Raw genomic sequence first — 22,936 nt, 5'->3', positions numbered from 1 at the left:
GCCAGCGACACCCAGGGAGGGCCGTATGAACCAGAACAAGGTTGTTTTACTGATGTTAGCTATCGCCATGAGCGGATGTGCCGAGCGCCCCACCGCCGTCTCCCCCGCAACGCCGCCGACCGACGTCACCGTTTCGCCGCCGGCTGTGCAACCGCAGATGGACGCCAGCACCCGCAGCAAGCTGCATGAGATCCTCGCGCTGCGCGCCGGTTGGCCCGCCGCGCAGCCGCATGGCCGCACCGTCGATTTGATTTCACGCGAGTTTCTCGGCACGCCCTATCTCGCCAACCGCCTGATCGGTTCGCAGAGCACGCCCGAGCAGCTGGTGATCGACTTCCGCGGGCTGGATTGCTTCACCTACATCGATTATGTGGAAGCGCTCAGCACCGCCCGCAGCGAGGGCGAGTTCGTACAGCGCCTGGTAGACATTCGCTACGTCGACGGCAAAATCGCCTTTCCGCAGCGCAAACACTTCTTCACCGATTGGGCGCAGCGGCCGAAAAAAGTGGCTGAAGACATCACCGCGCGGCTCAGCCCGCACGCCGTCACCCTCGTGAAAACCCTCAACCGCAAAGCGGATGGCGGCAGCTACCTGCCCGGCTTGCCCGACGTACAACGCAGCGTGACCTATATCCCCAGCGACCGTATCGACGACAAGGTGCTGGCCCAGCTGCGCACCGGCGATTACATCGGCATTTACACCAACCTGGACGGGCTGGACGTGACTCACACCGGCATCTTCGTGATGACCGACAACGGCCCGGTGCTGCGCAACGCCTCATCGCGCAAGGCCAACATGCGGGTGGTCGATTCGCCCTTTATGGATTACGTGATGGCCACGCCGGGCATCGTGGTGCTGCGTTCGCTCAGCCGATAATCCCCCGCCGCATAACGGCTATAAGCTATAGCCGTTTATGCTGAGCGAGCGTTTGACTTCATCGGCGGTTCAAGCTTAGCTGTAAGAACAAAAACCAACTGATTTTATTGTTCTTTTCAGGGAGACTTCGATGACCTTACGCTGGCGTATCACCCCTCTGGCGGCGGCCTTCGCCGCCGTTTTGGCGCTTCAGGGCTGCGATCAAAAAACCGATCGGAACCATATCAAGGTCGGCGTCATCAACGGCGCGGAACAGGACGTGGCGGAAGTCGCCAGGCAAGTGGCGAAAGAGAAATACGGGCTGGACGTCGAGCTGGTCGGCTTCAGCGGTTCGCTGCTGCCGAACGACGCCACCGACAAGGGCGAACTGGACGCCAACGTGTTCCAGCACCGCCCGTTCCTCGAACAGCAAAACAAAGATCACGGCTATAAGCTGGTGGCGGTCGGCAATACCTTTGTCTTCCCGATGGCCGGCTACTCCAAAAAGATAAAATCGCTCAAAGAGCTGCCGGACGGCGCGGTGATCGCCATCCCGCTCGATCCGACCAACCTGGGGCGCGCCCTGCTGCTGCTGGAAAAAACCGGATTGATTACGCTGAAACAAGGCAAGGGGTTGTTGCCCACCGCCCTGGACATCAGCGCCAACCCGCACCGTTACCAAATCATGGAGCTGGAAGGCGCGCAGCTGCCGCACGTGCTGGACGATCCAAAGGTCACCGTCGCCGTCATCAGCACCACCTACATCAACCAGACCGGCCTGTCGCCGACCAAAGACGGCATCTTCATCGAGGATAAAGACTCGCCGTACACCAACATCATCGTCACCCGCGAAGACAACAAGGACGCGCCGAACGTGCAGAACTTCATCAAAGCCTATGAGTCTGACGAAGTGGCCAAGGCCGCCGAGAAAATCTTCAACGGCGGCGCGGTGAAAGGCTGGTAATTCCAGGCACAGCGCCACAGGGGCTCTCCCCAAAGAGCCCCTGCCACATCATCATCGCCTTTTCTTATCTCACCATAAGAAAACCCGATTTACCCCGGCGGCGAGCGGCGCGCATAATGGCGTTTATCCGCTGATTTCCAAGGTAAACAGGCATTACCATGACGCTCTCCGCTCCCGTACTCAGCCTCCTCGATGCCACGCCGGACGATATGGCCGCCGTGCTGCAAATTTACACTCACCACGTGCTGTACGGTGCCGCCTCGTTTGAAGAACAGCCGCCGCCCCTGGCGGAAATGCAGCTGCGGCTGAGCAAGGTGCAAGAAGCCGGGCTGCCCTGGCTGGTGGCGAAAAGCGAAGGCCATATTGTGGGCTACTGCTACGCCACGCCGTATCGGCCCCGGCCGGCCTATCGTTTTACCGTGGAAGACTCGGTGTATATCGCCGAGGGGCAACAGGGTAAAGGCGTCGGCAAGGCGCTGCTGAGCAAGCTTATCGCCCGCTGCGAGCAAGGCCCCTGGCGCCAGATGCTGGCGATCGTCGGCGATTCCGCCGCCAACCGCGGTTCGCTGGCGCTGCACCAGTCGCTCGGCTTTACCAGCGTCGGGACGTTAAAGGCCGTGGGGTTCAAACTGGGGGAATGGCGCGACACCCACCTCATGCAGCGCGCGCTGGGCGCGGGCGACAGTCAGCATCCTTGAATACATGGCGACGCACGATAGGAAGTTAGCGTCTATAGTGAAGAGTGATTTCATTAAGTTAGCGCCAATCGTGCGCCACATTTAACCGGTAAGGGAGAAGTAAATGAAAATTATTCTGTGGATTGTCGCCATCATCTTCATCGTGGGTTTGTTGACGATTACCGGCGTTCTCAAACTGATTTTTTAAAGCGTCAGCTCCGTCCCGCCCCTTGCGGGGCGAGACTTTTCATCATGCCTTGAAACGCGCGCGCACCGCGCCCAGCGCCGACACCACCGCCAGCACCACGCCGCCGGCAATCGCGCCGAACACCACGTTCAGCAGAGCTGGAATGACACCCTGCAAAATATGCCCCAACGTCGGCACCACCGTAGCGTAGGAAGCCCAGTCCTCAAACAGATGGTGCACCGGCGGCAGACCGTGGGTCAGGATGCCGCCGCCGACCATAAACATGGCGACTGTGCCGACGATCGACAGCGTTTTCATCAAATAAGGCGCGGCGCGCACGATGCCGCCGCCGACGGCGCGCGCCAACGCGCTGCCCTTGCGGCTCAGGTACAGCCCCAAATCATCCAGCTTGACGATACCGGCGACGATGCCGTAAACCCCCAGCGTCATCACCAGCGCGATGCCGCACAGCACGATCACCTGCTGACTGAAAGTGGCGCCGGCGACGGTGCCCAACGTAATGGCGATAATCTCGGCGGATAACACGAAATCGGTACGCACAGCCCCTTTTATCTTGCGCTTTTCATAGGCCGCCACATCCTCATTGGCGCCCGGTCCGTCTTGCTTATCCTCATGTGCCTGCTTGTCTTGGCTCAGGCTGTGATACACCTTTTCGAACCCTTCGTAGCACAGGTAGGCGCCGCCCACCATCAGCAGCGGCGTGATCGCCCAGGGCGCGAAAGCGCTGATCAGCAGCGCCAGCGGCACCAGGATCGCCTTGTTGATCAGCGAACCTTTGGCGACGCTCCACACCACCGGCAGTTCGCGGTCAGCTTTAACGCCAGTGACCTGCTGCGCGTTGAGCGCCAGATCGTCCCCCAGCACCCCAGCGGTTTTTTTTGCCGCCATCTTGGTCATCAAAGAGACATCGTCCAGCAACGAGGCGATGTCGTCGATAAGGGTAAGTAAGCTACTTCCTGCCAAAATGATTCATCCTTTTCATGTTCACGGGCCATTCTATATTTAGCATAGCGGTAAACCACCGCGAGCGGATATGGGATAAACGCCACTTTCTCCATCACCTCAGATCGCCCGCCGGCACATTGAGCTGCCAGGAAAGCCCAAAGCGATCGTTGAGCCAGCCGAAACGCGCGCTGAAGCCGTAGTCGTCGAGCGGCATCAGCACCTTACCGCCCTCCGCCAGGCGGTGGAACGCCCTCTCCAACGCTTCTTCGTTAGGCAGGTTGATGAACAGCGACACCGCCGGGGTAAAGCTGAAATCATGGCTGATCGGGCTGTCGATAAACACCAGGTTCTGCCGATCGAAATCGATGGTGGCATGCTTGATTAACCGCTGGCCGTCCGGCGTCGGGTCGTAATGCTGCACCTGCATGAGCCGAAAACGCTCAAACACCTGGCTGTAGAGGTCGATCGCCTGCTGCGCCTCCCCCTGGAACATGACAAAGGTCGAAACCTGACTCATAACATCCTCTTCGGTAATCGTTGTGGTATTAATGGAGGATAGCGGATTACCCTTGAAGCGGCGAAAGGAGCAACCATGAGCATCATTCATCGCCTGGCGCAGCCGGACGATCTCAACGGCCTGTTGGCTCTGTATCGCGAGCTGCGCCCACAGGATGCGCCGCTGCGCAGCGACGACGCGCGCCGTGCCCTGCAGCGCCTGCTGGACGATCCGGCGATCCGTCTGGTGGTAGCGGCGCAAGAGGAACAGCCGATCGCCACCTGCATGCTGGCGCTGATCCCGGGGCTGGCGCATCAGGCGCAGCCGTTCGGCGTCATCGAACACGTGGTGACGGCGGAGCCCTATCGCGGCCACGGCGTGGCGCTCGCGATGATCGAATACGCGCTGCAGCTGGCCTGGCGCAAGGGCTGTTACAAGGTGATGCTGCTGTCGGGGCAGCAACGCACCGGCGCGCACCAGCTTTATCTCAAGGCGGGTTTCGACGGCGATCGCGAGCGGGGATTTGTCATCAGACGGCCCGAGGGCCGATAGCGGCCTGCCGCAAACGGGCAGGCCGCCAGGCGGGTTATTCGCTGTCGTTCTTCGCCAGACGGGCGTCTTTTTGGCGGCGATAGTCACGGGCGGCGGCCGGGATCGGCGTCACCTTGCCGGTTTCAATCCAGCTGCGCAGACGGTTGGCGTCGGCGAAGTGGGTGTATTTGCCGAAGGCGTCCAGCACCACCAGCGACACCGAGCGGTTACCGATCACCGTGCGCATCGCCAGGCAGTGACCCGCCTGGTTGGTGAAGCCGGTTTTGGTCAGCTGGATGTTCCATTTCGGGTTGTACACCAGGTGGTTGGTGTTGCGGAACGGCAGCGTGTAGTTCGGATCCTTGAAGCTGGCCATGCGTTCGGTGGTGGTGCTGAGCTGGCCGATCAACGGATATTGCTTGGTGGCGATCAGCAGCTTGGTCAGATCGCGCGCCGTCGACACGTTATGAATAGACAGCCCGGTCGGTTCCACATAATGGGTATTGGTCATGCCCAGCGCCCTGGCCTTGGCGTTCATCGCTTTGATGAAGGCGTTGTAGCCCCCCGGATAGTGGTGCGCCAGGCTGGCGGCGGCGCGGTTTTCCGACGACATCAGCGCCAGCAGCAGCATATCCTTACGGCTGATTTCGCTGTTCAGCCGCACCCGTGAATACACCCCTTTCATCTCCGGCGTCTGGCGGATGTCCACCGCCAGCATCTCGTCGAGCGGCAGGTGCGCGTCGAGCGTGACCATGGCGGTCATCAGCTTGGTGATCGAGGCGATCGGCACCACTTCATCCGGGTTGCGCGCATACATCACCTTATGGGTTTGCATATCGACGACCATCGCGCTGCCGGAGGCCAGCTCCGGTTGGGTGGCGTGCAGGGCGGCGGCGTTGTCGCTGGCCAACGCGCGCGGCGCAAAGCCTGCGCCCGCCTGCAAAGCGAGCAGGGTCAGAACCAAAACACGTATTTTCACAGGCATTACTCTGAAATGGGGGCTTGAACTCAGCGAATTATATGTGAGGGTTCAGCGCTTGGCACTGGGATTGTATGGCGGATTTGTGACAAATTCTGTCCGCTGAAAAACGACGCAGCCCGCGGGCGCTCTGGGATGAACGCCCGCGTGGAAAAAGTTACAGCGCCGGCTGCCAGGCCGACTGCGGCAACAGGTACAGCCCCGGCGTTTGCCGCGCCCCGGCGCCGACGATATGGCCGATGCCGGCCGCCATCACCGCTAGCGTCACATCGAAGGCGTTAAGGCTGTCGCCATAGCCGGCGGTCAGGTTAAACATCGAGCCGTTGGCCAGCAAATACACCGTCTTCTCATTAAGTTGGTAAGCGTTCACATAAGGCATCGGCTCGTGGTGCGGCAGGCCTTGCAGGAAGCCGACGTCGATCTCTTCCGCCACGTGGCCGACGTTGAGGATAAACACGCCGTCTTGCGCCTGTTGCAAATGCTGCGCCGAGAGCACGTTTTTCGCGCCGGTTGCGGTGGCGATCACGTCCGCCTGCGCGACGGCGCTCGCCAGATCCACCACCTGCCAACCGTCATAGCGCGCCTGCAGCGCGCGCGCCGGATCGATTTCCGCCACCATCACCTGGCCGCCGTAAGCCCTGGCCGCCGCCGCTGTCCCCTGCCCGACCAGGCCGTAGCCGATCACCAGCACGCGCTTTTCGTGCAGCGTCAAGTGGGTGGTCTGGAAGAAGGTGTGCCAGGCGGTCAGCCCAACCATATGCCGATTGTGCAGCCCCTCTTTCACCGGCAGATCGTCCCAGTTGAAGATCGGGTAGCGCGGCGCCACGCCGTTTAACCGGCTGATGCCCGAGCCGGTGGCCTCCAGCCCGGCGACGATCTGCGGGCCGCTCGGCGATTGGTGCAAACGGGTGGTCAGATCCGCCCCCATTTCGCACAGGTGAGTCGGCTGCCAGGCCAGCGCGCGGTCGAAGGACTCCGACCATTCGCCGGCGTTCATGTCGCGCCAGGCATAGGCCTGCACGCCCCGCCGTTCCAGCCAGGCCACCACGTCGTTCTGCACCGTGGTGGGATTGCAGGTGGTCAGGAAGATCGCCGCGCCCTTATCCAGCAGGCCGGCCACCAGCGGCGCCATTTTCAGATCCAGGTGCATATTGCACGCCAGCCGCACCCCGTGCAGGTCCGGCAACGCCGCCACCGCCGCCCGAGTGCGCGGCATATGGCGCATCGCCCAGTTCAATTCGCTCTCGAAATCCTGATACATCCGTTGCTCCTCTGGTGTGCCCCGCCGCCAGGCGTGGCAAAAAAGTTATCCCGCGCGGCCGAGCCGGCGGATCGCCTGCGGCGACAGGCCAAATACGCGGATAAACGCCCGTCTCATGCGCTCCGGATCGCTGAACCCCACCGAACGGGCGATCGCCTCCAACGGCTCGGCGCTCTCTTCGATGCGCACCCTGGCCGCCTCCACCCGCAGTTGTTCGATCACCTTGGCCGGTGTCTGCCCGGTTTCGGCGCGGAACAGCCGGCCGAACTGGCGCTCGCTCAGGCAGGCGGCGTCGGCCAGATCCGCCACCGACAGCGGCAGGTGCAAGTGCTCGCGCGCGAACGACAGCGCGGCGCGCATGCGATCCGACGACGGGTTCAACGCCAGCAGCAGCGAATACTGCGACTGCCCGCCGGGGCGCCGATGATAGACCACCAGCTGCCGCGCCACGGCCGCCGCCAGGGTGGCGCCAAGGTCGTCTTCTATCAACGCCAGCGCCAGATCGATACCGGCGCTGATGCCGGCCGAGGTCCAGATATCGCCGTCGCGAATGAAAATGCGGTTGCTGTCGACGCGGATGCGCGGATAGCTCTGCTGCAGCCGCGCCGCGTGATACCAGTGGGTGGTGGCGCGCTTGCCGTCCAGCAAACCGCAGGCCGCCAGAATAAACGCGCCGGTGCACACGCTGGCGATGCGCCGCGCCCGCCGGCTGTGGGTGGTCAGAAACGCCACCAGCGCCGGCGACTGCGCCGCCATCACGTTGCCGCTGCCGCCGGCCACCACCAGCGTATCGAAACGCTCGTCGCCGCACGGCTGCGTGGCGATCTCCACCCCGGCCGAGCTGGCGACCATCCCGCCCTGCGGCGAGATCGCCACGCAGCGGTAGGCCGGCGGATCGGTAAACTGGCTGACGTTATCGAACGCCGCCAGCGGGCCGGCAAAGTCCAGCAGGTTGAAACCGGGAAAAACCACAAAACCGATCGTTTTCATGATGGCGCTTTTTGAGGGTTATCTGTCATACCAGCCAAAAACAGGGCGGCTATTATGGCCCAGGTCCAACGATAAAAATGAGGCGAATGTCATGTCTGAACCACTCGTGATTGTATTTCCCATCTATCAAGGCGTCACCCAGCTCGACTTCACCGGCCCGCTGCAGTTTCTGCGCCACATGCCGGGCGCGGAAATCATCGTCGCTTCGGTAGACGGCGCGGATGTCGAATCGGAAGGCTTGCACTTCACCCAGCTGCGCCCGCTGCCGGAGATCGCGCGCTGCGACGTGCTGTGCGTGCCGGGCGGCAGCGGCTGTACCCAGGCGCTGCAGGATAAAGCGTTCATGCAGCAAATCCGGCGGCTGGGCGCCGATGCCCGCTACCTGACCTCGGTGTGCACCGGTTCGCTGATCCTGGCCGCGGCCGGCCTGCTGGCGGGCAAACGCGCCGCCTGCCACTGGTCGATGCGCGACAGCCTGGCGCTGTTCGGCGCCATCCCCAGCGCTGCACGCGTAGAGCGCGACGGCAACGTGATCAGCGGCGGCGGCGTCACCGCCGGCATCGACTTTGCGCTGGCGCTGATCGCCGAACTGCACGGCGAAGACACTGCCCAGACGATCCAGCTTTATCTGGAGTACGCCCCGGCCCCGCCGTTCACGGGCGGCACGCCGGAACTGGCCCCGCCGTACATTTACGCCAAGGTAGAGGCACAAATGGCGGAAAGCCTGGCACGGCGCAGAGCGTTGGTGGCCCAGATCGCCCAAGGCTAGCGATCGGGCGTATACTTGCCCTTATGCGTCAGTCACATAAGGAGTAAGGAATGACCGATTTGGCCCACTACATTACGGACTACGGCTACTGGGCGTTGTTTATCGGCTGCCTGGCTGAGGGAGAAACCATCACGCTGCTGGGCGGCATCGCCGCCCATGAAGGCTTGCTGCACTGGCCGTGGGTGATCGCGGTGGTGGCGCTGGGAGGTACGCTGGGGGATCAGCTGCTGTACTTCGCCGGCCGCCGGTTCGAAGGCCGGGTCATCTCGCGGCTCAAGGGGCAGGAAAAGCGCATCGCGCGCGCCAGAAAGCTGATCGCCCGCCACCCAATGCTGTTCGTTATCGGGGTGCGCTTTATGTACGGTTTCCGCATCATCGGCCCGGTGCTGATCGGCGCCAGCCGCCTGCCGCCGTCGCGCTTCGTGCCGCTCAATATCCTCGGCGCCATTCTGTGGGCGACGATCTTCGTCATGCTCGGCTATTTTGGCGGCCAGGCGATCGAACGCTTCGTTACCGGCTTCGACAAAAAACTCTCCAGCCTGCTGTTTGTCGCGCTGGCGATCGCCGCCATCCTGCTGGTGCGCTTCTGGTGGCGCAAACGCCACGCGGAATAAGCCAGCGCGCCTGGCGTCAGCCTTCCTGCGGTGCCGCGCGCATCAGCTCGACCAGCTCGCGCGCCGCCTTGTCCAGCGGGCGATTCTTCAGCCAGATCAAATGCATCGGCAAGCGCAGCTCGTTCTTGGTGTTTTTGAATTTCAGCCGTACCAGCCGCCCCTGCGCCAGCAGCGGCTCGGCCAGCGACAGCGGGAAATTGCCCCACCCCAGGCCCGCTTCCACCATGTTCAGCGCCATCGGCAGGCTATCGGTGCGCCAGTAGGCCTCCGCCACCTGCGGGCGCAGATCGCCGATCGGCAGATCGCGGCTGGCCACCATGATCTGCCGCACGTTGACCAGATCCTCGAGAAACAGTTCGCCCGCCGCGCCGTCCAGCGCCGGGTGCTGCGGCGAGACCATCGCCACCAGCGATTCCGCGCCGACGGAGTGGAACTGCTCCGCGCTGTTGATGTTCAGCCCGCCGAACGCCAGGCAAACGCCAATGCGCTCCTGGTGCAGCATGTGCAGCACGTCGTCCTGCGGCGCGCTGAGCACTTCGATGTTGAGCAACGGATAACGCTGCGACAGCGTCTTCACCGCCGCCAGCAGGCTGGCGCCGTTAATGTCCGACGCCACGCCGATCGAAAGCCGGCTCTCCAGCCCCTGAGACAGTTCGATAGCGTGCACCTGCAGCTGCTTGAGCTGCCCGGCGATCAGGCGGGCGTGCGGCGCCAAGGCCAACGCCAGCGCGGTCGGCGTCGGTTCACGGTGCGAGCGATCGAACAAGGCGAAACCGAGTTCCGCCTCCATGTTGGCGATGCCCATGCTGACGGCGGACGGTACGCGCCGCAGCGCGCGGGCGGCGGCGGAAAACGAACCGCGATCGAGCACCGCCAGAAACAGTTCGATATTGTCGCTGGAAAAGTTCATCGTTTAACCTGTCAGTAAAACTGACAGCTCCTGACTTTTTCTATCAATGTGATTGACGTTATCTTAGCCGCCGTCGCCGCAGAGGCAACTAAAAACAGATCGGGAGAAAACAATGCAAGGCGTCAAACGCAAACTGGTGTATGTCACCGCTTATGAAATCATCGGCATGGCGATCTCGGCGCTGGGGCTGGCGCTGCTGTCGGGCCATGCGCCGAGCAGCACCGGGCCGCTGGCGGTGGTGATCACCACCATCGCGGTCAGCTGGAACTTTATTTACAACTCTTTATTCGAGTGGTGGGAAAGCCGCCAGCTGTCGCGCACCCGCACGCTCAAGCGCCGCATTTTGCACGCCGTCGGCTTTCAGCTGACGCTGGTGGTGTATCTGATCCCGCTGATCGCCTGGTGGATGGGCATCACGCTGTGGCAGGCGCTGCTGCTGGATATGGCGCTGATCGTCATCATTCCTTGCTACACCTTCCTGTTTAACTGGGCGTTCGACAAGCTGTTCGGCCTGCCGGCTTCGGCTCTGCCGGCCGGTGAATCCGCCTAAAAAGCCCCCGCGTCCGATTCGCCTGCGCACGCTAATTACTGCGCAGGCGCCATCGCTTTATTTTCCGCCCGCCTTCCCCCTCACGCAAAATAACTTCAAAATCCCTTTAATTTGCGCGGTAATTATTATTCTGTGATTTCAATCACTTTTATCGTTCGATATTTCCGTGTTGATAATAAGACTCATCTTACTGAATAATATGCGCTTTTGTTTTCAGTTTAAAAAATACACACAATTGTTCACGCTTTGTACGCAGGTTTTTTTGCCACCTTTATCGGGAAACGGTAGCATGCCACGCCGTTATTTAACGGCGGCTGTATACACAATAAACAGCGGAATGATGCCACGACCTCATTCTCATTACGATTGCTGATGGCAATCGTTTGCCCTGCAGCTCAGGGCGGCGTTCATCATAGACAGGTAAACAGGACGGATAATGCACTCACAAAAAAAGTCGGCGGACGATAAACACGCCGCCAGAAGACGCTGGCTAGACTCTCATGAATCCGGTTATCACAAAAGCATGGGCAACCGGCAAATCCAAATGATCGCCATCGGCGGTTCGATCGGCACCGGCTTGTTCCTCGGTACCGGCGGCCGTCTCGAGTTGGCCGGGCCGGCGCTGGCGCTGGTCTATCTGGTGTGCGGGATCTTCTCTTTCTTCATCCTGCGCGCGCTGGGCGAGCTGGTGCTGCATCGCCCTTCCAGCGGCAGCTTCGTTTCTTACGCCCGCGAATTTCTCGGTGAGAAAGCCTCTTACGTCGCCGGCTGGATGTATTTCCTCAACTGGGCGATGACCGGCATCGTCGACATCACCGCGGTGGCGCTGTACATGCACTACTGGGGCACCTTCGCCGACGTGCCGCAGTGGCTGTTCGCCCTCGGCGCGCTCGGCATCGTCGCCACCATGAACATGATCGGCGTGAAGTGGTTCGCCGAGATGGAGTTCTGGTTCGCGCTGATCAAGGTGGTCGCCATCGCGCTGTTCCTGATTGTCGGCGTCGTCTTCCTCGGCACCGGCACCCCGGTCGCCGGCCACACCACCGGCATGCACCTGATCACCGAAAACGGCGGCATGTTCCCGCACGGCCTGCTGCCGGCGCTGGTACTGGTGCAAGGGGTGATCTTCGCCTTCGCCGGCATCGAGCTGATCGGCACCGCCGCCGGCGAGTGTAAAGATCCGGCCAAAATGATGCCCAAAGCGATCAACAGCGTGATCTGGCGTATCGGCCTGTTCTACGTCGGCTCCGTGGTGCTGTTGGTGCTGCTGCTGCCGTGGAACGCCTACCAGGCCGGCCAAAGCCCGTTCGTCACCTTCTTCAGCAAGCTGGGCGTGCCTTACATCGGCACCATCATGAACATCGTGGTGTTGACCGCCGCGCTGTCCAGCCTCAACTCCGGCCTCTACTCCACCGGCCGCATCCTGCGTTCGCTGGCGATGGGCGGCTCGGCGCCGAAGCTGATGGCCAAAATGAGCAGCCAGCAGGTGCCTTATGCCGGCATCCTGGTCACCTGCGGCATCTACGTGATCGGCGTGGTGCTCAACTACCTGGTGCCTTCGCAGGTATTCGAGATCGTGTTGAACATCGCCTCGCTGGGCATCATCGCCTCATGGGCGTTTATCATCGTCTGCCAGATGCGCCTGCGCAAAGCCGTGCGCGAAGGCCGCGCGCAGCCGGTATCGTTCAAAATGCCGGGCGCGCCGTTCACCTCCTGGCTGACGCTGGCGTTCCTGCTGATCGTGGTGGTGATGATGGCGTTCGACTACCCGAACGGCACCTGGACCATCGCCACCATTCCGGTGCTGGCGGTGCTGCTGACGCTGGGCTGGTTCGGCCTGCGCAAGCGCGCGCAGGAAGTGAAGCGGGAGCAGCAGGCTCACGAAGAGCAGAACCCGCACTGAATCGACAAACCGCCCTCCGGGGCGGTTTTTTTATCCGCTATAAGCGGCCGTAGAACGTCATTCTGGCGCTTTCCGACAGCATCACGTCCGGCTGCGCATTGTAGGCCAGCACCACCAGCATGCGCGTGATGTCGCCTTCGGTCGGCGTCACCCGGTGCATGGCGTTGCGCCCGCGAAACAGCACCAAATCCCCCTCCTCCATCGCCAGCCGTTTGGCCGCCCGCTCGCCGTCCAGCACCTGCGTGACCCCGGCATAGTTCATCTCGCCGCGATCGGCGTCGCGCAGGTTCTCCACGTACTCGAAACGCCCGCCCGCCGCCGGTTTCTGGATCAGCAGCGTGATGGCGAACGACGAGTTGTCGAAGTGCCAGCCCAGCTCCTGGCCGGTGTGGGCGTAATGCAGGTTGATCGACGACAGCCGATCGGCGTAGGGATACAGCTGCGCCTCATCCAGCACCGCGCAGAGGAACGCGCGAAACGCCGGGGCGTCGTACAGCGCACGCAGCGGCGACTGCGGCGGAATATCTTCGTCGGTAATGCAGCCCTTGGACGACACCACCAGCCGGTTGCGCGCGTGATCGGCCGGCAGCGCGTCGTCCTGCGGCCGCAGATACACGTTGTGTTTGCTGGTGGCGTAAAACGCCGCATGGTGCTGTTCGGCACCTTCCAACCGCACCGTCGCCAGCGCGGCGGCGCGCAGAAATCCCGGCAGCACCAGCGCGCCGGCGCGCTCCAGCGTTTGCCGGCAGCGGGCGCGGAATGCGGCGTCGTCGATGGGATGAGCGGACAGATCGATAATATCGGCAAGTTGCGGCATGGCGTTCCCCTCGTGTGCGATAGCCGGATGCCTCTCACTGTAGCGAATGGCGCATTGCCGCCATAACAAAAATACGTTATGGATAAGCTAACCAATTCTTAGCGATAGCCCTGCCCATGCACTCACCGTCCCGCGCGCGCTTGCCCAAGCTGAGCGCCATTCTGGCGTTCGAAACCGCCGCCCGCACCGGCAGCCTGGCCCGCGCGGCGGATACGCTGGCGCTGACCGCCGCCGCCGTCAGCCAGCAGATCCACCAGCTCGAACAGCATCTGGGCATCACGCTGTTCATCCGCGCCAAAAGCGGCGTCACGCTGACCGAACAGGGCGCGGACTACCTGGCCTACGTGCAGGAGGCGTTCGAAACGCTGCGCGTGGCGCAGCAGCACGTCGAGCGCCAGCGCGGCAAACAGACGCTGACGGTGTTCGCCCTGCCGGCGTTGGCCTCCAAGTGGCTGAACCCGGCGCTGGGCGACTGGTTGGCGCAGTGCCCCGACGGCGATCTGCGGCTGCACGCCACCCATGCGGCGGTCGATTTCGCCCGTTCGGCGGCGGACTTCGCCCTGTGCTTCGGCGATCAGGACTATCCGCTGCTGGAAAAGGTGCGGCTGTTTCAGGATCGGGTGCAGCCGGTGTGCAGCCCGGCGCTGCGCGATCGCGGCGACTGGACGCAGTTGCCGCTGATCCACGTCGACTGGGGCAAGGAGAGCCAGTTTCTGCCGGGCTGGCACGAGTGGTTCACCGCCGCCGATCGAATGCCGCCGGCGCGGCGCGGGCTGACCTATAACCTGACCTCGCTGGCCATCGACGCCGCCGTGCAAGGGCGCGGGGTGCTGCTCGGCCAGCGGCGGCTGATCGGTCGTGAACTGGCGGCAGGCCAGTTGGTCACCCTGGCCGAACCGGCGCTGCCGCTCAGCAAACCCTACTACGTGGTTTACCCGCCGCGCACGCTGGAAAAACCCGGCGCAGCGGCGTTTCTGGCCTGGTTGCAAACCCTCGCATCTACAGACCAAGCCTGAACCCCAACGGCGATGTTTGCTGGCGTCAGACACAACCCTGAACGCTTAAGCCTCTCACCTCAGCCTGTTAATTTATCTCTGCCGACCGGGATCGCGAACCGATCCGCCCTTCGGCCACAATGCCATTTCCCTATGCCGCCGCCCCTGCAATCGCCATATTGCATCGGCCTCTTACTGTTCAAAATGAGGGTTACTCCATGATTTCATTAAATGATTACGCCAACCTACGCAGCTATGCCGGTAGCGAAACCGCGGTGATGCTCGAAAACCGCTACCATCACGGCGTATTTACCCGAGACGATGCAGATACCACCAGCCAGGACAACGGCGTCACCCTGCTCGTCGACGCGCAAAACCGCCGCTGGAAGCGCATCATCAATGACGGCGATTACAGCATCGATTGGTGGCACCTGCCGGGCGATGAACTGGATTACTCGCTGACCATTACCCGCGCGTGCAACTTCTTGCAGGTCAAAGGCGAAGAGTGGTGGCAATTGCCTATCCCTACGACCCCTGCGGGGATTACCCTGGTTGGCCCCGGCGGCGTTCGCCCTTGTAAAACCACCGCCAACCTGAAGCTGTGGAAAAACGCCGTCGATTTTAAGGGCACCATTCTGGACTTCAGCGGCGCCGCCAACATCGAGTGCGTACGCGTGCAATATTCGCTGGGAGCGCCGGCGATTTATAACCTGCGCATCGTGGGTGCCCCTGGCGCGGCGGCCAATCTGCGCGGCCTGTGTGTCTACAGCGATGCCTCAAACATGCACGGCCTGCCGGCCTGCCAACTGCTGGTGCAAAACGTCTGGCTGACCAACCTGTATAAAGGCATCGTCTTCGGCAATAACGCCTATATCCAGAGCTGGCACAGCATCATGGTGCGGGGCTGCTTCTGGCCGATCTGGTCTGAAACTACCGCCAACGCCGGCGAAAAAATCGTCTTCTACAAATGCCTGTTCGGCGACAGCCGAAACTATTATCAGGGAGTGCATAACCTGGCCTTCCGCGATTGTTCGTTCGACTACAGCGGCTTTAACAATGAAACCGAACAGTTGGCCAATACCGACTATGGTTTGTTCGACCTTAAGGGCGGCACGCTGGACTTTAAAAATTGCCACTTCGAATGGGGTAACGCCAACTGCCGCAACTACCGGCCGGTCTTTACCAGCAACAACGGTGGTACGGTAAAAATTAAAGACAGCCAATGGCACAGCGTGATGACCAACAACACCGATGCCGGCAGCAGTGTGCCCTACCAATACGTCGAGTATTTCTTCTTCGATAAGTCCAGCGAGCTAAGCGGAAAATGTTATATCGACGGTTTCGATCTGGTGAACGCCGACATTAAAAAAGGCTGGTCCAACAACCATATCGAGATGAAAAAGATCGTCGCGCCCGGCTACATCAACATGTGGCGCCTGCTCTATCTGGGCGATGGCGTCAACCATCTGCCGGAGCCGAGCTGGAAAGAGAGCGGCGCGCTGGCATTGAATAACGTCTACGCCTTCGGCGGCGCACGCCTCTCGCAAACGGAGACCGCCGATCTGGCGGTGACGCTACAAAACGGCGTGCTGACCGCCACCACCAAAACGGCGACAACGACGGACAAACGCGTCGAGATCTACTTCCCAATCGAGAAAAACGATCTGGTGCTGTGGCGCGCCACGCTGGCAAACCTGAAAGGCCAGAACAGCCTTGATGTCACCATCGGCACTTACCAAGGCAAGTATGTCCTGAACGGCGATGCCGGCGTCACTACCCTACTGGAAAAAGCTTGCCAGTGGGGGCGCACCGGCACGGTAACGCCGGCCGCTTCGGCAACGATGACCTCGGATCGGATCACTGCGCTTAACTCGTCGGAATATTTGCCGCTGCCTGAGGGCTATGTCAATTACGCCCGCATCGCCATCGTGCTGAAAAACTTTACCGGCAGCGCCGCTCAGCCCACCTCGGTGGATATCACCCAACTGTTGTGTCAAAAGATCGACATCGTCTCCCGCAACCCGCGTAAATCCTGGTAACCGAACGGGCCCCGTCAGGGGCCTGTCTTCCATTAACGCGCGGTATAACCGCCGTCGATGCTGTAAAACGCGCCGGTGGTGAAACTGCTGTCGTCCGAGAGCAGGAAAGCCACCGTTTTCGCCACCTCTTCCCGCGTCGCCATTCTCCCCATCGGGTGCGAAGCGGCCATCTGCGCCCGCGCCGACGCCGGCAGTTCCCTCATCGCCGGCGTCTCCACATAGCCCGGCCCGACGGCGTTGATGCGCACGCCGCGCGTGGCGAACTCCAGCGCCGCCGAGCGCGTCAGGCCCAACACGCCATGCTTGGCGGCGGTATAAGGCGCGATCCCGGCAATGCCCACCACGCCGTTGGCGGAAGAGAGGTTCACCACCGACCCGCCGCCGCCGGCGACGATCGCCGGCAGGCCGTACTTCATGCCGAAAAACGTGCCGCTCAGGCAGGTGGCGATCACCTCATGCCAATCTTCGACCGCGTACCGATCGATGTCCACCTCGTGCGGGCCGGTGATCCCGGCGTTGTTAACCAGCAGATGCAGCGCGCCGCAGCGCCGCACCGTCTCTTCAATGCCCTGCTGCACCGACGGCGCCTCGCGCACGTCCATCCGCAACGTCATCACCCGTCGGCCCTCGGGATCGAGCCGCGCGGCGGCGGCGGCGAGAGGCGCGGCGTGGCGGCCGGTCATCACCACCGTGGCACCGCGCCGAAACAGTTCGGCGGCGATCGCTTCGCCGATGCCGGTGGAAGCGCCGGTCACCAGCGCCACCCGATGTTTGAAATCTTGCATAGCCGTTCTCCTGCCAGATTGAACTCAGGGGAACAGGCTAGCGCCGGCCAGTGACAGTTTGCGGCAGCAGCGACAGCGCAGCACGTAATGCGCTCACAAAAGCCGCAAAGCCCGCTATTTTATGCCTACTTTTTCTCATGCGAGACTCCCTGTGGATACCCAACGCTACCTGCAGCATATCGGCTTTACCGGCGCCGCCCGCCCTGACCTCCCCACGTTGCAACAGCTGCACCATCGCCACATGCTGAGCGTCCCGTTCGAGAACCTGAGCATTATTTATCATCAGGGTATTCAGCTGGCGCCGGAGGCGCTGTTCAGCAAAGTGGTCGAGCGCAACCGCGGCGGTTTCTGTTATGAGCTGAACGCGCTGTTCGCTCTGCTGCTGCGGGAGATCGGTTTCAAGGTGAGCTTCATCTCCGGCGAGATCCGCGCGCGCGACGGCCATTTCGGCCCGCCCTACGACCATCTGGCGCTGCGGGTGGATCTGGCGGGCCAGGCCTGGCTGGTGGACGTCGGTTTCGGCGATTCTTTCCTGACGCCGCTGAAGATCGTCGCCGCCGAGCCGCAACCGCAGGCCAGCGGCACCTTCCACCTGGAGCGGGAAGGCGACTATTACCTGCTGGAGCGCCGCAACGGCGACCAACGTTCGCATGCCAAAACCCTGTATCGCTTTACCGTTCAGCCGCGCGAGCTGCATGAGTTCGACGAGATGTGCCGCTTCCACAGCACCTCGCCGCAGTCGCACTTCACCCAGCGCCTGGTGTGTTCACGGCCGACGAACCACGGCCGGGTGACCCTCAGCGACATGAAGCTGATCGTGACCGAAGATCACCAGCGCCACGAAACGACGCTGCATTCGGAAGAGGAGCGGCGCGCCGCGCTGTGGCAGCATTTCGCCATCGATTTGGATCGTTGACGGCGCAGGCGGCGCCCTTTTATTACGATTCTGTTACACCGATTGCATAACCGCGCTTGGCTGATTGCCAGCACCGCGGCGGCAGGCATCATAGGGCCATGATTCGGCAACAGAGTGCGAAAAATGATCCGTGTGATACTGGTGGATGACCATGTGGTGGTGCGCTCCGGCTTTGCGCAATTGCTCAGCCTCGAGGACGATCTCGACGTGGTGGGGCAATACAGCAGCGCGGCGGCGGCCTGGCCGGCATTGCTGCGCGACGACGTCAGCGTCGCGTTGATGGACATCGCCATGCCGGATGAAAACGGCCTCAGCCTGTTGAAGCGCCTGCGGGCGCAGAAGCCGCAGTTCCGCGCGATCATCCTCAGCATCTATGACTCCCCCACCTTCGTGCAAAGCGCGCTGGACGCCGGCGCCAGCGGCTATCTGACCAAACGCTGCGGGCCGGAAGAGCTGGTGCAGGCGGTGCGTTCCGTCGATATGGGCGGCCATTACCTGTGCGCCGACGCGCTGCGGGCGCTGCGCGGCGGCGAGCAGCCGGCCACGGCGCTGGAAGCGCTAACCCCGCGCGAGCGTGAAATCTTCGATCTGCTGGTCAAAGGCGACAGCGTAAAGGAGATCGCTTTCAAGCTCGCGCTCAGCCATAAAACGGTGCACGTGCATCGCGCCAACGTCCTGGGCAAGCTGCAGTGCAACAGCACCATCGAGCTGGTGCATTTCGCCCTCGACCATCAGCTGCTGGCGGGGCATTGATGTCGCCCAAACTCCGGCCCTGGGTTATCTCGCTGTTTATCCTGTTGGCCTGGGGCAGCGGCTGGCTGATGCTGTGGACGCTCGGCTTCTATCTGACCCACAACGGCAACCAGGCGGCGCTGTTTCTGCCGCACGGCGTCTATCTCGCGCTGCTGATCCTGCTGGCGCGCCGCTATTGGCCCGCCCTGATAATTCCGCCGGTGCTGTTGCTGTTCTGGCTGCACGGCGAACGCCTGCTGAGCGGCTACGGCCTGCTGGCCGCGCCGTTTATCACCCTGCTTCCGGCCGCGGTCGCGCAACGACTCTGGCACCGTTTTCCGCTCTACTGGCAGCGGCTGACGCTGCTGCTGGCAGCGGTGACCGCCGCCTCGCTGCTCAACACCGCCCTGCTTTCGCCGTTTGTGCCAAGCCCGGCGATGCTGCTTGGCCTGGCGTCGTTTACCGGCGGCGTCTTGCTGACCCCGTTCGTCTATCTGATCTTTGAATTTCTGCGCCAGCAGCACCGTTACCACCTGCTGGGGCTGGACACCCCCAACCCGCCGCTGCGCGCGTCCTTAATCATCTGGTGCAGCCTGTTCTTCGTTATCGGCATCGGCACGCAGATGGTGCTGTCGCCGGAAATCGAACGCCTGCTGCTGATCGTGGTGTTTCTGCCGAACGTGGTGATGGCGTGGAAGTTCGGCTGGCAGGGCGGCGTGCTGTCCGGCCTGCTCGGCAGCATGATGATCACCCTCGCCCGGCAGGTCGGCGTGGGGTTCGGCAACTTGGTCGAGCTGGAAATCTTTCTGGCGACGCAGGCGCTGCTCGGCATCGGCCTGGGCATCGCCATCAGCCGCCAGCAGCACCTGGCGCAAAACCTGCACCACTATCAGCGTCGCCTGGAAGAAGAGCTGGCGGCGCGGCGGGCGCTGACCGAAAAACTGATCCACACCGAAGAAGACACGCGGAAAAATCTGGCGCGCGAGCTGCACGATGAAATCGGCCAGAACATCACCGCGATTCAAATCCAGTCGCAGCTGGTCAAACGGGCGCGCGATCCGGCGCAAACCCAGGCCGCCGCGCACCAGATAAGCGAGCTCGCCCGGCGCATTCATCACTCCACGCGCCAGCTGCTGCGCCAGCTTCGCCCGCCCGCGTTGGACGAGCTGGCGTTCAAAGAGGCGCTTCACCACCTGCTGAGCGAATTCGCCTTTGCCGAACGGGGCATCCGCTGCCGTTTCGACTACCGACTCATAGACACGCCCGCCGGCGAAACGGTGCGCTTCACCCTCTACCGGCTGCTGCAAGAGCTGCTCAACAACGTGTGCAAACATGCCGAAGCCAGCGAGGTCGCCATCGTCTTGTATCAACAGGGCGCGCTTTTGCACCTCGAGGTGCGGGACAACGGCATCGGCATCCGCGCGGACAAGGCGCCCGGCCTCGGCATTCAGGGGATGCGCGAGCGGGTCAGCGCGCTGGGCGGCGAGCTGACGCTGGAAACGCATTGCGGCACGCGGGTAATTGTTAACCTGCCCACAAATTTGCAACAAACCATCGACTAACTAGGAAAAAGTCTTAGCCACTCCGGACTTTCTCTCATCCCCTTTCCCTTTCACCTTCTTATAGTCAGCACCAGGGAGGCGGCTATGCAGGCACGCTCGGCATCTGAAATCGATCATCGTTACCGCGCGCTGCGCCCGCGACTGCTGCTGTACATGGTCATCGGGTACGCCGCCTTTTACCTGACGCGCAAAAGCGTGAATTACGTGCTGCCGGCGCTGCAAACGGATTTGGGGCTGGATAAAGGGGACATCGGCCTGCTCGGCTCGCTGTTTTACCTGAGCTACGGCCTGTCGAAATTCGCCGCCGGACTGTGGCACGACGGCCACGGGCAGCGCAGGTTTATGGGGATCGGCCTGTTCGCCACCGGCTTGCTGAACGTGGCGTTCGCCTTCGGCGAATCGCTGACGCTGCTGCTGGCGGTCTGGGCGCTGAACGGCTTCTTTCAGGGCTGGGGCTGGCCGCCCTGCGCGCGGCTGCTGACCCACTGGTATTCGCGCAACGAGCGCGGCTTCTGGTGGGGCTGCTGGAATATGTCGATCAACCTCGGCGGCGCGATCGTGCCGCTGATCAGCGCCTTCGCCGCCCAGCGCTGGGGCTGGCAGGCGGCGATGCTGATCCCGGGCGCCGTCAGCATCGTGTTGGGCATCTGGCTCACGCGGCGGCTGACGGGCACGCCGCAGGAAGAAGGCCTGCCGTCGGTCGGCCGGTGGCGCCACGATCCGCTGGAGCTGCGCCAGGAACAGCAAAGCCCGCCGATGGGGCTGTGGCAGATGTTGCGCACCACGATGCTGAAGAACCCGATGATCTGGCTGCTCGGCGTCTCTTACGTGCTGGTCTACCTGATCCGCATCGCGTTGAACGACTGGGGCAATCTCTGGCTGACGGAAAGCCACGGCGTCAACCTGCTCAGCGCCAACGCCACGGTGATGCTGTTCGAGGTAGGCGGCCTGCTCGGCGCGCTGTTCGCCGGCTGGGGCTCGGATTTGCTGTTCGGCGGGCAGCGCGCGCCGATGATTTTGCTGTTCACGCTCGGGCTGATGGTTTCCGTCGCCGCGCTGTGGCTGGCGCCGGTGCATCACTACGCGCTGCTGGCGGGCTGTTTCTTTGCGGTGGGCTTTTTTGTCTTCGGCCCACAGATGCTGATTGGCCTCGCCGCCGTGGAATGCGGGCACAAAGGCGCAGCGGGCTCCATCACCGGTTTTCTCGGCCTGTTCGCCTACCTGGGGGCTGCGCTGGCGGGCTGGCCGCTGTCGCAGATCATCGAAGGCTACGGCTGGTCAGGCATGTTCAGTTTGCTGTCGATCGCCGCCGTTCTTATGGGTTTATTGCTGATGCCGCTGCTGATGGCGAGCGTTACCACCTCTACCGAGAGAAGGATAAAACAATGAAAAAAACCTTAGTCACTACCCTGATAGCTTCCGGCATCGCGCTGGCCACGCTGAGCGGCGCCGCGCATGCCAAGGGCCGCCTGGTGGTCTACTGCAGCGCCACCAATGAAATGTGCGAAGCGGAAACCAAAGCCTTCGGCGAGAAATATGACGTGAAAACCTCGTTCATCCGCAACGGCTCCGGCAGCACGCTGGCGAAAGTGGACGCCGAGAAGAAAAACCCGCAGGCGGACGTCTGGTACGGCGGCACGCTCGATCCGCAATCCCAGGCCGGTGAAATGGGGCTGCTGCAGCCATATAAATCGCCAAACCTCGAACAGGTGATGCCACAATTCCGCGATCCGGCGAAGCTGAAAGGCAACTACTCCTCGGCGGTCTACGTCGGCATTCTCGGCTTTGGCGTCAATACCCAGCGCCTGAAAGAGAAAAACCTGCCGGTGCCCAAGTGCTGGAAAGACCTGACCAAGCCGGAATACAAAGGCGAGATTCAAATCGCCGATCCGCAGAGCTCCGGCACCGCCTACACCGCGCTGGCGACCTTTGCCCAGCTGTGGGGAGACGATCAGGCGTTCGATTACCTCAAGCAGCTGAACGCCAACGTCTCGCAGTACACCAAATCCGGCATTGCCCCGGCGCGCAACGCCGCCCGCGGCGAAACGGCAATCGGCATCGGTTTCCTGCATGACTACTCGCTCGAAAAGGAACAGGGCGCGCCGCTTGAGCTGATCTCGCCTTGTGAAGGCACCGGCTACGAAATCGGCGGCGTCAGCATCCTCAAAGGCGCGCGCAACCTCGACAACGCCAAGCTGTTCGTGGATTGGGTGCTGTCGAAGGAGGCGCAGGAACTGGCATGGCAGAAAGGCAAGTCTTATCAGATCCTGACCAATACCACCGCCGCTACCTCGCCGAACTCGCTGAAGCTCGACGATCTGAAGCTGATCAACTACGACATGGACAAATACGGCTCGACCGAGGTCCGCAAGGCGCTGATCAACAAATGGGTCAGCGAAGTCAAGATGGGTAAATAAACCCGCATTCTGCGCCTGTT

At 62.1% G+C, this 22,936-nt stretch carries 24 protein-coding genes; 16 read left to right on the top strand and 8 right to left on the bottom strand.

Annotation, left to right across the window (positions count from 1 at the left end; all coding sequences use genetic code 11):
* Nucleotides 1-25: 25 nt before the first annotated feature.
* The 4 genes from ACJ8PI_RS02370 (at nucleotide 26) to ACJ8PI_RS02355 (ending at nucleotide 2,705) form a co-directional block, all read left to right on the top strand.
* Entirely contained in the window at nucleotides 26-877 is an 852-nt protein-coding gene (locus tag ACJ8PI_RS02370) for a DUF1460 domain-containing protein (protein WP_049234982.1), read from the top strand.
* A gap of 130 nt (nucleotides 878-1,007) precedes the next feature.
* Nucleotides 1,008-1,820: a MetQ/NlpA family lipoprotein gene (locus ACJ8PI_RS02365; RefSeq protein ID WP_033653481.1), complete on the top strand. Its 813-nt coding sequence runs from the start codon at nucleotides 1,008-1,010 to the stop codon at nucleotides 1,818-1,820.
* A gap of 158 nt (nucleotides 1,821-1,978) precedes the next feature.
* Entirely contained in the window at nucleotides 1,979-2,518 is a 540-nt protein-coding gene (locus tag ACJ8PI_RS02360; RefSeq protein ID WP_033653482.1) for a GNAT family N-acetyltransferase, read from the top strand.
* A gap of 103 nt (nucleotides 2,519-2,621) precedes the next feature.
* Nucleotides 2,622-2,705, top strand: a complete 84-nt coding sequence (locus tag ACJ8PI_RS02355) for a membrane protein (RefSeq protein WP_016928643.1) — start codon at nucleotides 2,622-2,624, stop codon at nucleotides 2,703-2,705.
* 42 nt (nucleotides 2,706-2,747) lie between these two features.
* Here ACJ8PI_RS02355 and ACJ8PI_RS02350 read toward each other — a convergent pair whose 3' ends face one another.
* Both ACJ8PI_RS02350 and ACJ8PI_RS02345 read right to left on the bottom strand, forming a co-directional pair.
* On the bottom strand, nucleotides 2,748-3,668 hold the full coding sequence (locus tag ACJ8PI_RS02350; protein WP_033653484.1) for a DUF808 domain-containing protein: 921 nt from the start codon (nucleotides 3,666-3,668) through the stop codon (nucleotides 2,748-2,750).
* A gap of 94 nt (nucleotides 3,669-3,762) precedes the next feature.
* On the bottom strand, nucleotides 3,763-4,167 hold the full coding sequence (locus tag ACJ8PI_RS02345) for a VOC family protein (RefSeq protein WP_103772549.1): 405 nt from the start codon (nucleotides 4,165-4,167) through the stop codon (nucleotides 3,763-3,765).
* A 75-nt stretch (nucleotides 4,168-4,242) separates the two neighbouring features.
* Here ACJ8PI_RS02345 and ACJ8PI_RS02340 point away from each other — a divergent pair, with 75 nt between their 5' ends.
* The gene (locus ACJ8PI_RS02340; protein ID WP_033647069.1) at nucleotides 4,243-4,698 is read left to right on the top strand and encodes a GNAT family N-acetyltransferase; all 456 of its coding nucleotides are present in this window, start codon (nucleotides 4,243-4,245) and stop codon (nucleotides 4,696-4,698) included.
* Nucleotides 4,699-4,732: 34 nt separating this feature from the next.
* On the opposite strand, the gene pbpG is transcribed toward ACJ8PI_RS02340, so the two are convergent.
* The 3 genes from pbpG to ACJ8PI_RS02325 all read right to left on the bottom strand — a co-directional run bounded on the left by pbpG (nucleotide 4,733) and on the right by ACJ8PI_RS02325 (nucleotide 7,907).
* Complete coding sequence (gene pbpG, locus ACJ8PI_RS02335) at nucleotides 4,733-5,662, bottom strand: D-alanyl-D-alanine endopeptidase (protein ID WP_041033978.1); 930 nt, start codon at nucleotides 5,660-5,662, stop codon at nucleotides 4,733-4,735.
* A gap of 151 nt (nucleotides 5,663-5,813) precedes the next feature.
* Complete coding sequence (locus tag ACJ8PI_RS02330) at nucleotides 5,814-6,917, bottom strand: adenosylhomocysteinase (protein ID WP_164134035.1); 1,104 nt, start codon at nucleotides 6,915-6,917, stop codon at nucleotides 5,814-5,816.
* A 45-nt stretch (nucleotides 6,918-6,962) separates the two neighbouring features.
* Nucleotides 6,963-7,907, bottom strand: a complete 945-nt coding sequence (locus tag ACJ8PI_RS02325; protein WP_033653487.1) for a GlxA family transcriptional regulator — start codon at nucleotides 7,905-7,907, stop codon at nucleotides 6,963-6,965.
* A gap of 91 nt (nucleotides 7,908-7,998) precedes the next feature.
* Here ACJ8PI_RS02325 and ACJ8PI_RS02320 point away from each other — a divergent pair, with 91 nt between their 5' ends.
* Complete coding sequence (locus ACJ8PI_RS02320; protein ID WP_033653488.1) at nucleotides 7,999-8,676, top strand: DJ-1/PfpI family protein; 678 nt, start codon at nucleotides 7,999-8,001, stop codon at nucleotides 8,674-8,676.
* Nucleotides 8,677-8,726: 50 nt separating this feature from the next.
* Nucleotides 8,727-9,290, top strand: a complete 564-nt coding sequence (locus ACJ8PI_RS02315; RefSeq protein WP_033647075.1) for a DedA family protein — start codon at nucleotides 8,727-8,729, stop codon at nucleotides 9,288-9,290.
* A gap of 16 nt (nucleotides 9,291-9,306) precedes the next feature.
* Here the strand turns inward: ACJ8PI_RS02315 and ACJ8PI_RS02310 are convergent, their stop codons facing one another.
* Complete coding sequence (locus ACJ8PI_RS02310) at nucleotides 9,307-10,200, bottom strand: LysR family transcriptional regulator (RefSeq protein ID WP_033637531.1); 894 nt, start codon at nucleotides 10,198-10,200, stop codon at nucleotides 9,307-9,309.
* Nucleotides 10,201-10,312: 112 nt separating this feature from the next.
* Here ACJ8PI_RS02310 and ACJ8PI_RS02305 point away from each other — a divergent pair, with 112 nt between their 5' ends.
* Together ACJ8PI_RS02305 and ansP are read left to right on the top strand one after the other, a co-directional pair.
* Nucleotides 10,313-10,750, top strand: coding sequence for a PACE efflux transporter (locus ACJ8PI_RS02305; protein WP_033637530.1), 438 nt, complete (start codon nucleotides 10,313-10,315; stop codon nucleotides 10,748-10,750).
* 436 nt (nucleotides 10,751-11,186) lie between these two features.
* A complete protein-coding gene (gene ansP, locus ACJ8PI_RS02300; protein ID WP_033637529.1) occupies nucleotides 11,187-12,653 on the top strand; it encodes an L-asparagine permease in 1,467 nt (488 codons plus the stop codon).
* A 37-nt stretch (nucleotides 12,654-12,690) separates the two neighbouring features.
* Here ansP and ACJ8PI_RS02295 read toward each other — a convergent pair whose 3' ends face one another.
* Nucleotides 12,691-13,470 carry a HalD/BesD family halogenase gene (locus tag ACJ8PI_RS02295; RefSeq protein ID WP_164134034.1) on the bottom strand — a complete coding sequence of 260 codons (780 nt, stop codon included), beginning with the start codon at nucleotides 13,468-13,470 and terminating at the stop codon, nucleotides 12,691-12,693.
* Between the two features lie 116 nt (nucleotides 13,471-13,586).
* Here ACJ8PI_RS02295 and ACJ8PI_RS02290 point away from each other — a divergent pair, with 116 nt between their 5' ends.
* Entirely contained in the window at nucleotides 13,587-14,486 is a 900-nt protein-coding gene (locus ACJ8PI_RS02290) for a LysR substrate-binding domain-containing protein (protein ID WP_164134033.1), read from the top strand.
* A 197-nt stretch (nucleotides 14,487-14,683) separates the two neighbouring features.
* Complete coding sequence (locus ACJ8PI_RS02285) at nucleotides 14,684-16,504, top strand: hypothetical protein (RefSeq protein ID WP_033653491.1); 1,821 nt, start codon at nucleotides 14,684-14,686, stop codon at nucleotides 16,502-16,504.
* Between the two features lie 32 nt (nucleotides 16,505-16,536).
* Here ACJ8PI_RS02285 and ACJ8PI_RS02280 read toward each other — a convergent pair whose 3' ends face one another.
* Nucleotides 16,537-17,289 carry an SDR family NAD(P)-dependent oxidoreductase gene (locus ACJ8PI_RS02280; RefSeq protein ID WP_164134032.1) on the bottom strand — a complete coding sequence of 251 codons (753 nt, stop codon included), beginning with the start codon at nucleotides 17,287-17,289 and terminating at the stop codon, nucleotides 16,537-16,539.
* A 151-nt stretch (nucleotides 17,290-17,440) separates the two neighbouring features.
* On the opposite strand from ACJ8PI_RS02280, the gene ACJ8PI_RS02275 reads away from it, so the two are divergent.
* The 5 genes from ACJ8PI_RS02275 (at nucleotide 17,441) to ACJ8PI_RS02255 (ending at nucleotide 22,916) form a co-directional block, all read left to right on the top strand.
* Nucleotides 17,441-18,205, top strand: coding sequence for an arylamine N-acetyltransferase family protein (locus tag ACJ8PI_RS02275; RefSeq protein WP_049234993.1), 765 nt, complete (start codon nucleotides 17,441-17,443; stop codon nucleotides 18,203-18,205).
* A 123-nt stretch (nucleotides 18,206-18,328) separates the two neighbouring features.
* On the top strand, nucleotides 18,329-18,958 hold the full coding sequence (locus ACJ8PI_RS02270; protein WP_033647090.1) for a response regulator transcription factor: 630 nt from the start codon (nucleotides 18,329-18,331) through the stop codon (nucleotides 18,956-18,958).
* A complete protein-coding gene (locus tag ACJ8PI_RS02265; RefSeq protein WP_164134031.1) occupies nucleotides 18,958-20,499 on the top strand; it encodes an MASE1 domain-containing sensor histidine kinase in 1,542 nt (513 codons plus the stop codon). The genes ACJ8PI_RS02270 and ACJ8PI_RS02265 overlap by 1 nt, the downstream gene beginning before the upstream one ends.
* A 60-nt stretch (nucleotides 20,500-20,559) precedes the next feature.
* Nucleotides 20,560-21,888 (top strand): MFS transporter family glucose-6-phosphate receptor UhpC, encoded by a 1,329-nt coding sequence (gene uhpC / locus ACJ8PI_RS02260; RefSeq protein ID WP_275428451.1) that lies wholly within the window; start codon nucleotides 20,560-20,562, stop codon nucleotides 21,886-21,888.
* Nucleotides 21,885-22,916 carry an ABC transporter substrate-binding protein gene (locus ACJ8PI_RS02255; protein WP_033647097.1) on the top strand — a complete coding sequence of 344 codons (1,032 nt, stop codon included), beginning with the start codon at nucleotides 21,885-21,887 and terminating at the stop codon, nucleotides 22,914-22,916. Before uhpC ends, ACJ8PI_RS02255 begins: the two co-directional genes overlap by 4 nt.
* Nucleotides 22,917-22,936: the final 20 nt, after the last annotated feature.

Origin of the sequence: Serratia sp. CY82433 (genome assembly GCF_052166535.1) — a bacterium.
Classification (GTDB): Bacteria; Pseudomonadota; Gammaproteobacteria; order Enterobacterales; family Enterobacteriaceae; genus Serratia; species Serratia sarumanii.
This window is presented reverse-complemented; position numbering and strand designations above follow the sequence as displayed.

What these genes read in the sequence shown, in the direction of transcription:
- ACJ8PI_RS02370 (WP_049234982.1), top strand. Translation starts at nt 26, where the DNA reads ATGAACCAGAACAAGGTTGTTTTACTGATGTTAGCTATCGCCATGAGC.
- ACJ8PI_RS02365 (WP_033653481.1), top strand. Translation starts at nt 1,008, where the DNA reads ATGACCTTACGCTGGCGTATCACCCCTCTGGCGGCGGCCTTCGCCGCC.
- ACJ8PI_RS02360 (WP_033653482.1), top strand. Translation starts at nt 1,979, where the DNA reads ATGACGCTCTCCGCTCCCGTACTCAGCCTCCTCGATGCCACGCCGGAC.
- ACJ8PI_RS02355 (WP_016928643.1), top strand. Translation starts at nt 2,622, where the DNA reads ATGAAAATTATTCTGTGGATTGTCGCCATCATCTTCATCGTGGGTTTG.
- ACJ8PI_RS02345 (WP_103772549.1), bottom strand. Translation starts at nt 4,167, where the DNA reads ATGAGTCAGGTTTCGACCTTTGTCATGTTCCAGGGGGAGGCGCAGCAG.
- ACJ8PI_RS02340 (WP_033647069.1), top strand. Translation starts at nt 4,243, where the DNA reads ATGAGCATCATTCATCGCCTGGCGCAGCCGGACGATCTCAACGGCCTG.
- pbpG (WP_041033978.1), bottom strand. Translation starts at nt 5,662, where the DNA reads ATGCCTGTGAAAATACGTGTTTTGGTTCTGACCCTGCTCGCTTTGCAG.
- ACJ8PI_RS02330 (WP_164134035.1), bottom strand. Translation starts at nt 6,917, where the DNA reads ATGTATCAGGATTTCGAGAGCGAATTGAACTGGGCGATGCGCCATATG.
- ACJ8PI_RS02325 (WP_033653487.1), bottom strand. Translation starts at nt 7,907, where the DNA reads ATGAAAACGATCGGTTTTGTGGTTTTTCCCGGTTTCAACCTGCTGGAC.
- ACJ8PI_RS02320 (WP_033653488.1), top strand. Translation starts at nt 7,999, where the DNA reads ATGTCTGAACCACTCGTGATTGTATTTCCCATCTATCAAGGCGTCACC.
- ACJ8PI_RS02315 (WP_033647075.1), top strand. Translation starts at nt 8,727, where the DNA reads ATGACCGATTTGGCCCACTACATTACGGACTACGGCTACTGGGCGTTG.
- ACJ8PI_RS02310 (WP_033637531.1), bottom strand. Translation starts at nt 10,200, where the DNA reads ATGAACTTTTCCAGCGACAATATCGAACTGTTTCTGGCGGTGCTCGAT.
- ACJ8PI_RS02305 (WP_033637530.1), top strand. Translation starts at nt 10,313, where the DNA reads ATGCAAGGCGTCAAACGCAAACTGGTGTATGTCACCGCTTATGAAATC.
- ansP (WP_033637529.1), top strand. Translation starts at nt 11,187, where the DNA reads ATGCACTCACAAAAAAAGTCGGCGGACGATAAACACGCCGCCAGAAGA.
- ACJ8PI_RS02295 (WP_164134034.1), bottom strand. Translation starts at nt 13,470, where the DNA reads ATGCCGCAACTTGCCGATATTATCGATCTGTCCGCTCATCCCATCGAC.
- ACJ8PI_RS02290 (WP_164134033.1), top strand. Translation starts at nt 13,587, where the DNA reads ATGCACTCACCGTCCCGCGCGCGCTTGCCCAAGCTGAGCGCCATTCTG.
- ACJ8PI_RS02285 (WP_033653491.1), top strand. Translation starts at nt 14,684, where the DNA reads ATGATTTCATTAAATGATTACGCCAACCTACGCAGCTATGCCGGTAGC.
- ACJ8PI_RS02280 (WP_164134032.1), bottom strand. Translation starts at nt 17,289, where the DNA reads ATGCAAGATTTCAAACATCGGGTGGCGCTGGTGACCGGCGCTTCCACC.
- ACJ8PI_RS02270 (WP_033647090.1), top strand. Translation starts at nt 18,329, where the DNA reads ATGATCCGTGTGATACTGGTGGATGACCATGTGGTGGTGCGCTCCGGC.
- ACJ8PI_RS02265 (WP_164134031.1), top strand. Translation starts at nt 18,958, where the DNA reads ATGTCGCCCAAACTCCGGCCCTGGGTTATCTCGCTGTTTATCCTGTTG.
- ACJ8PI_RS02255 (WP_033647097.1), top strand. Translation starts at nt 21,885, where the DNA reads ATGAAAAAAACCTTAGTCACTACCCTGATAGCTTCCGGCATCGCGCTG.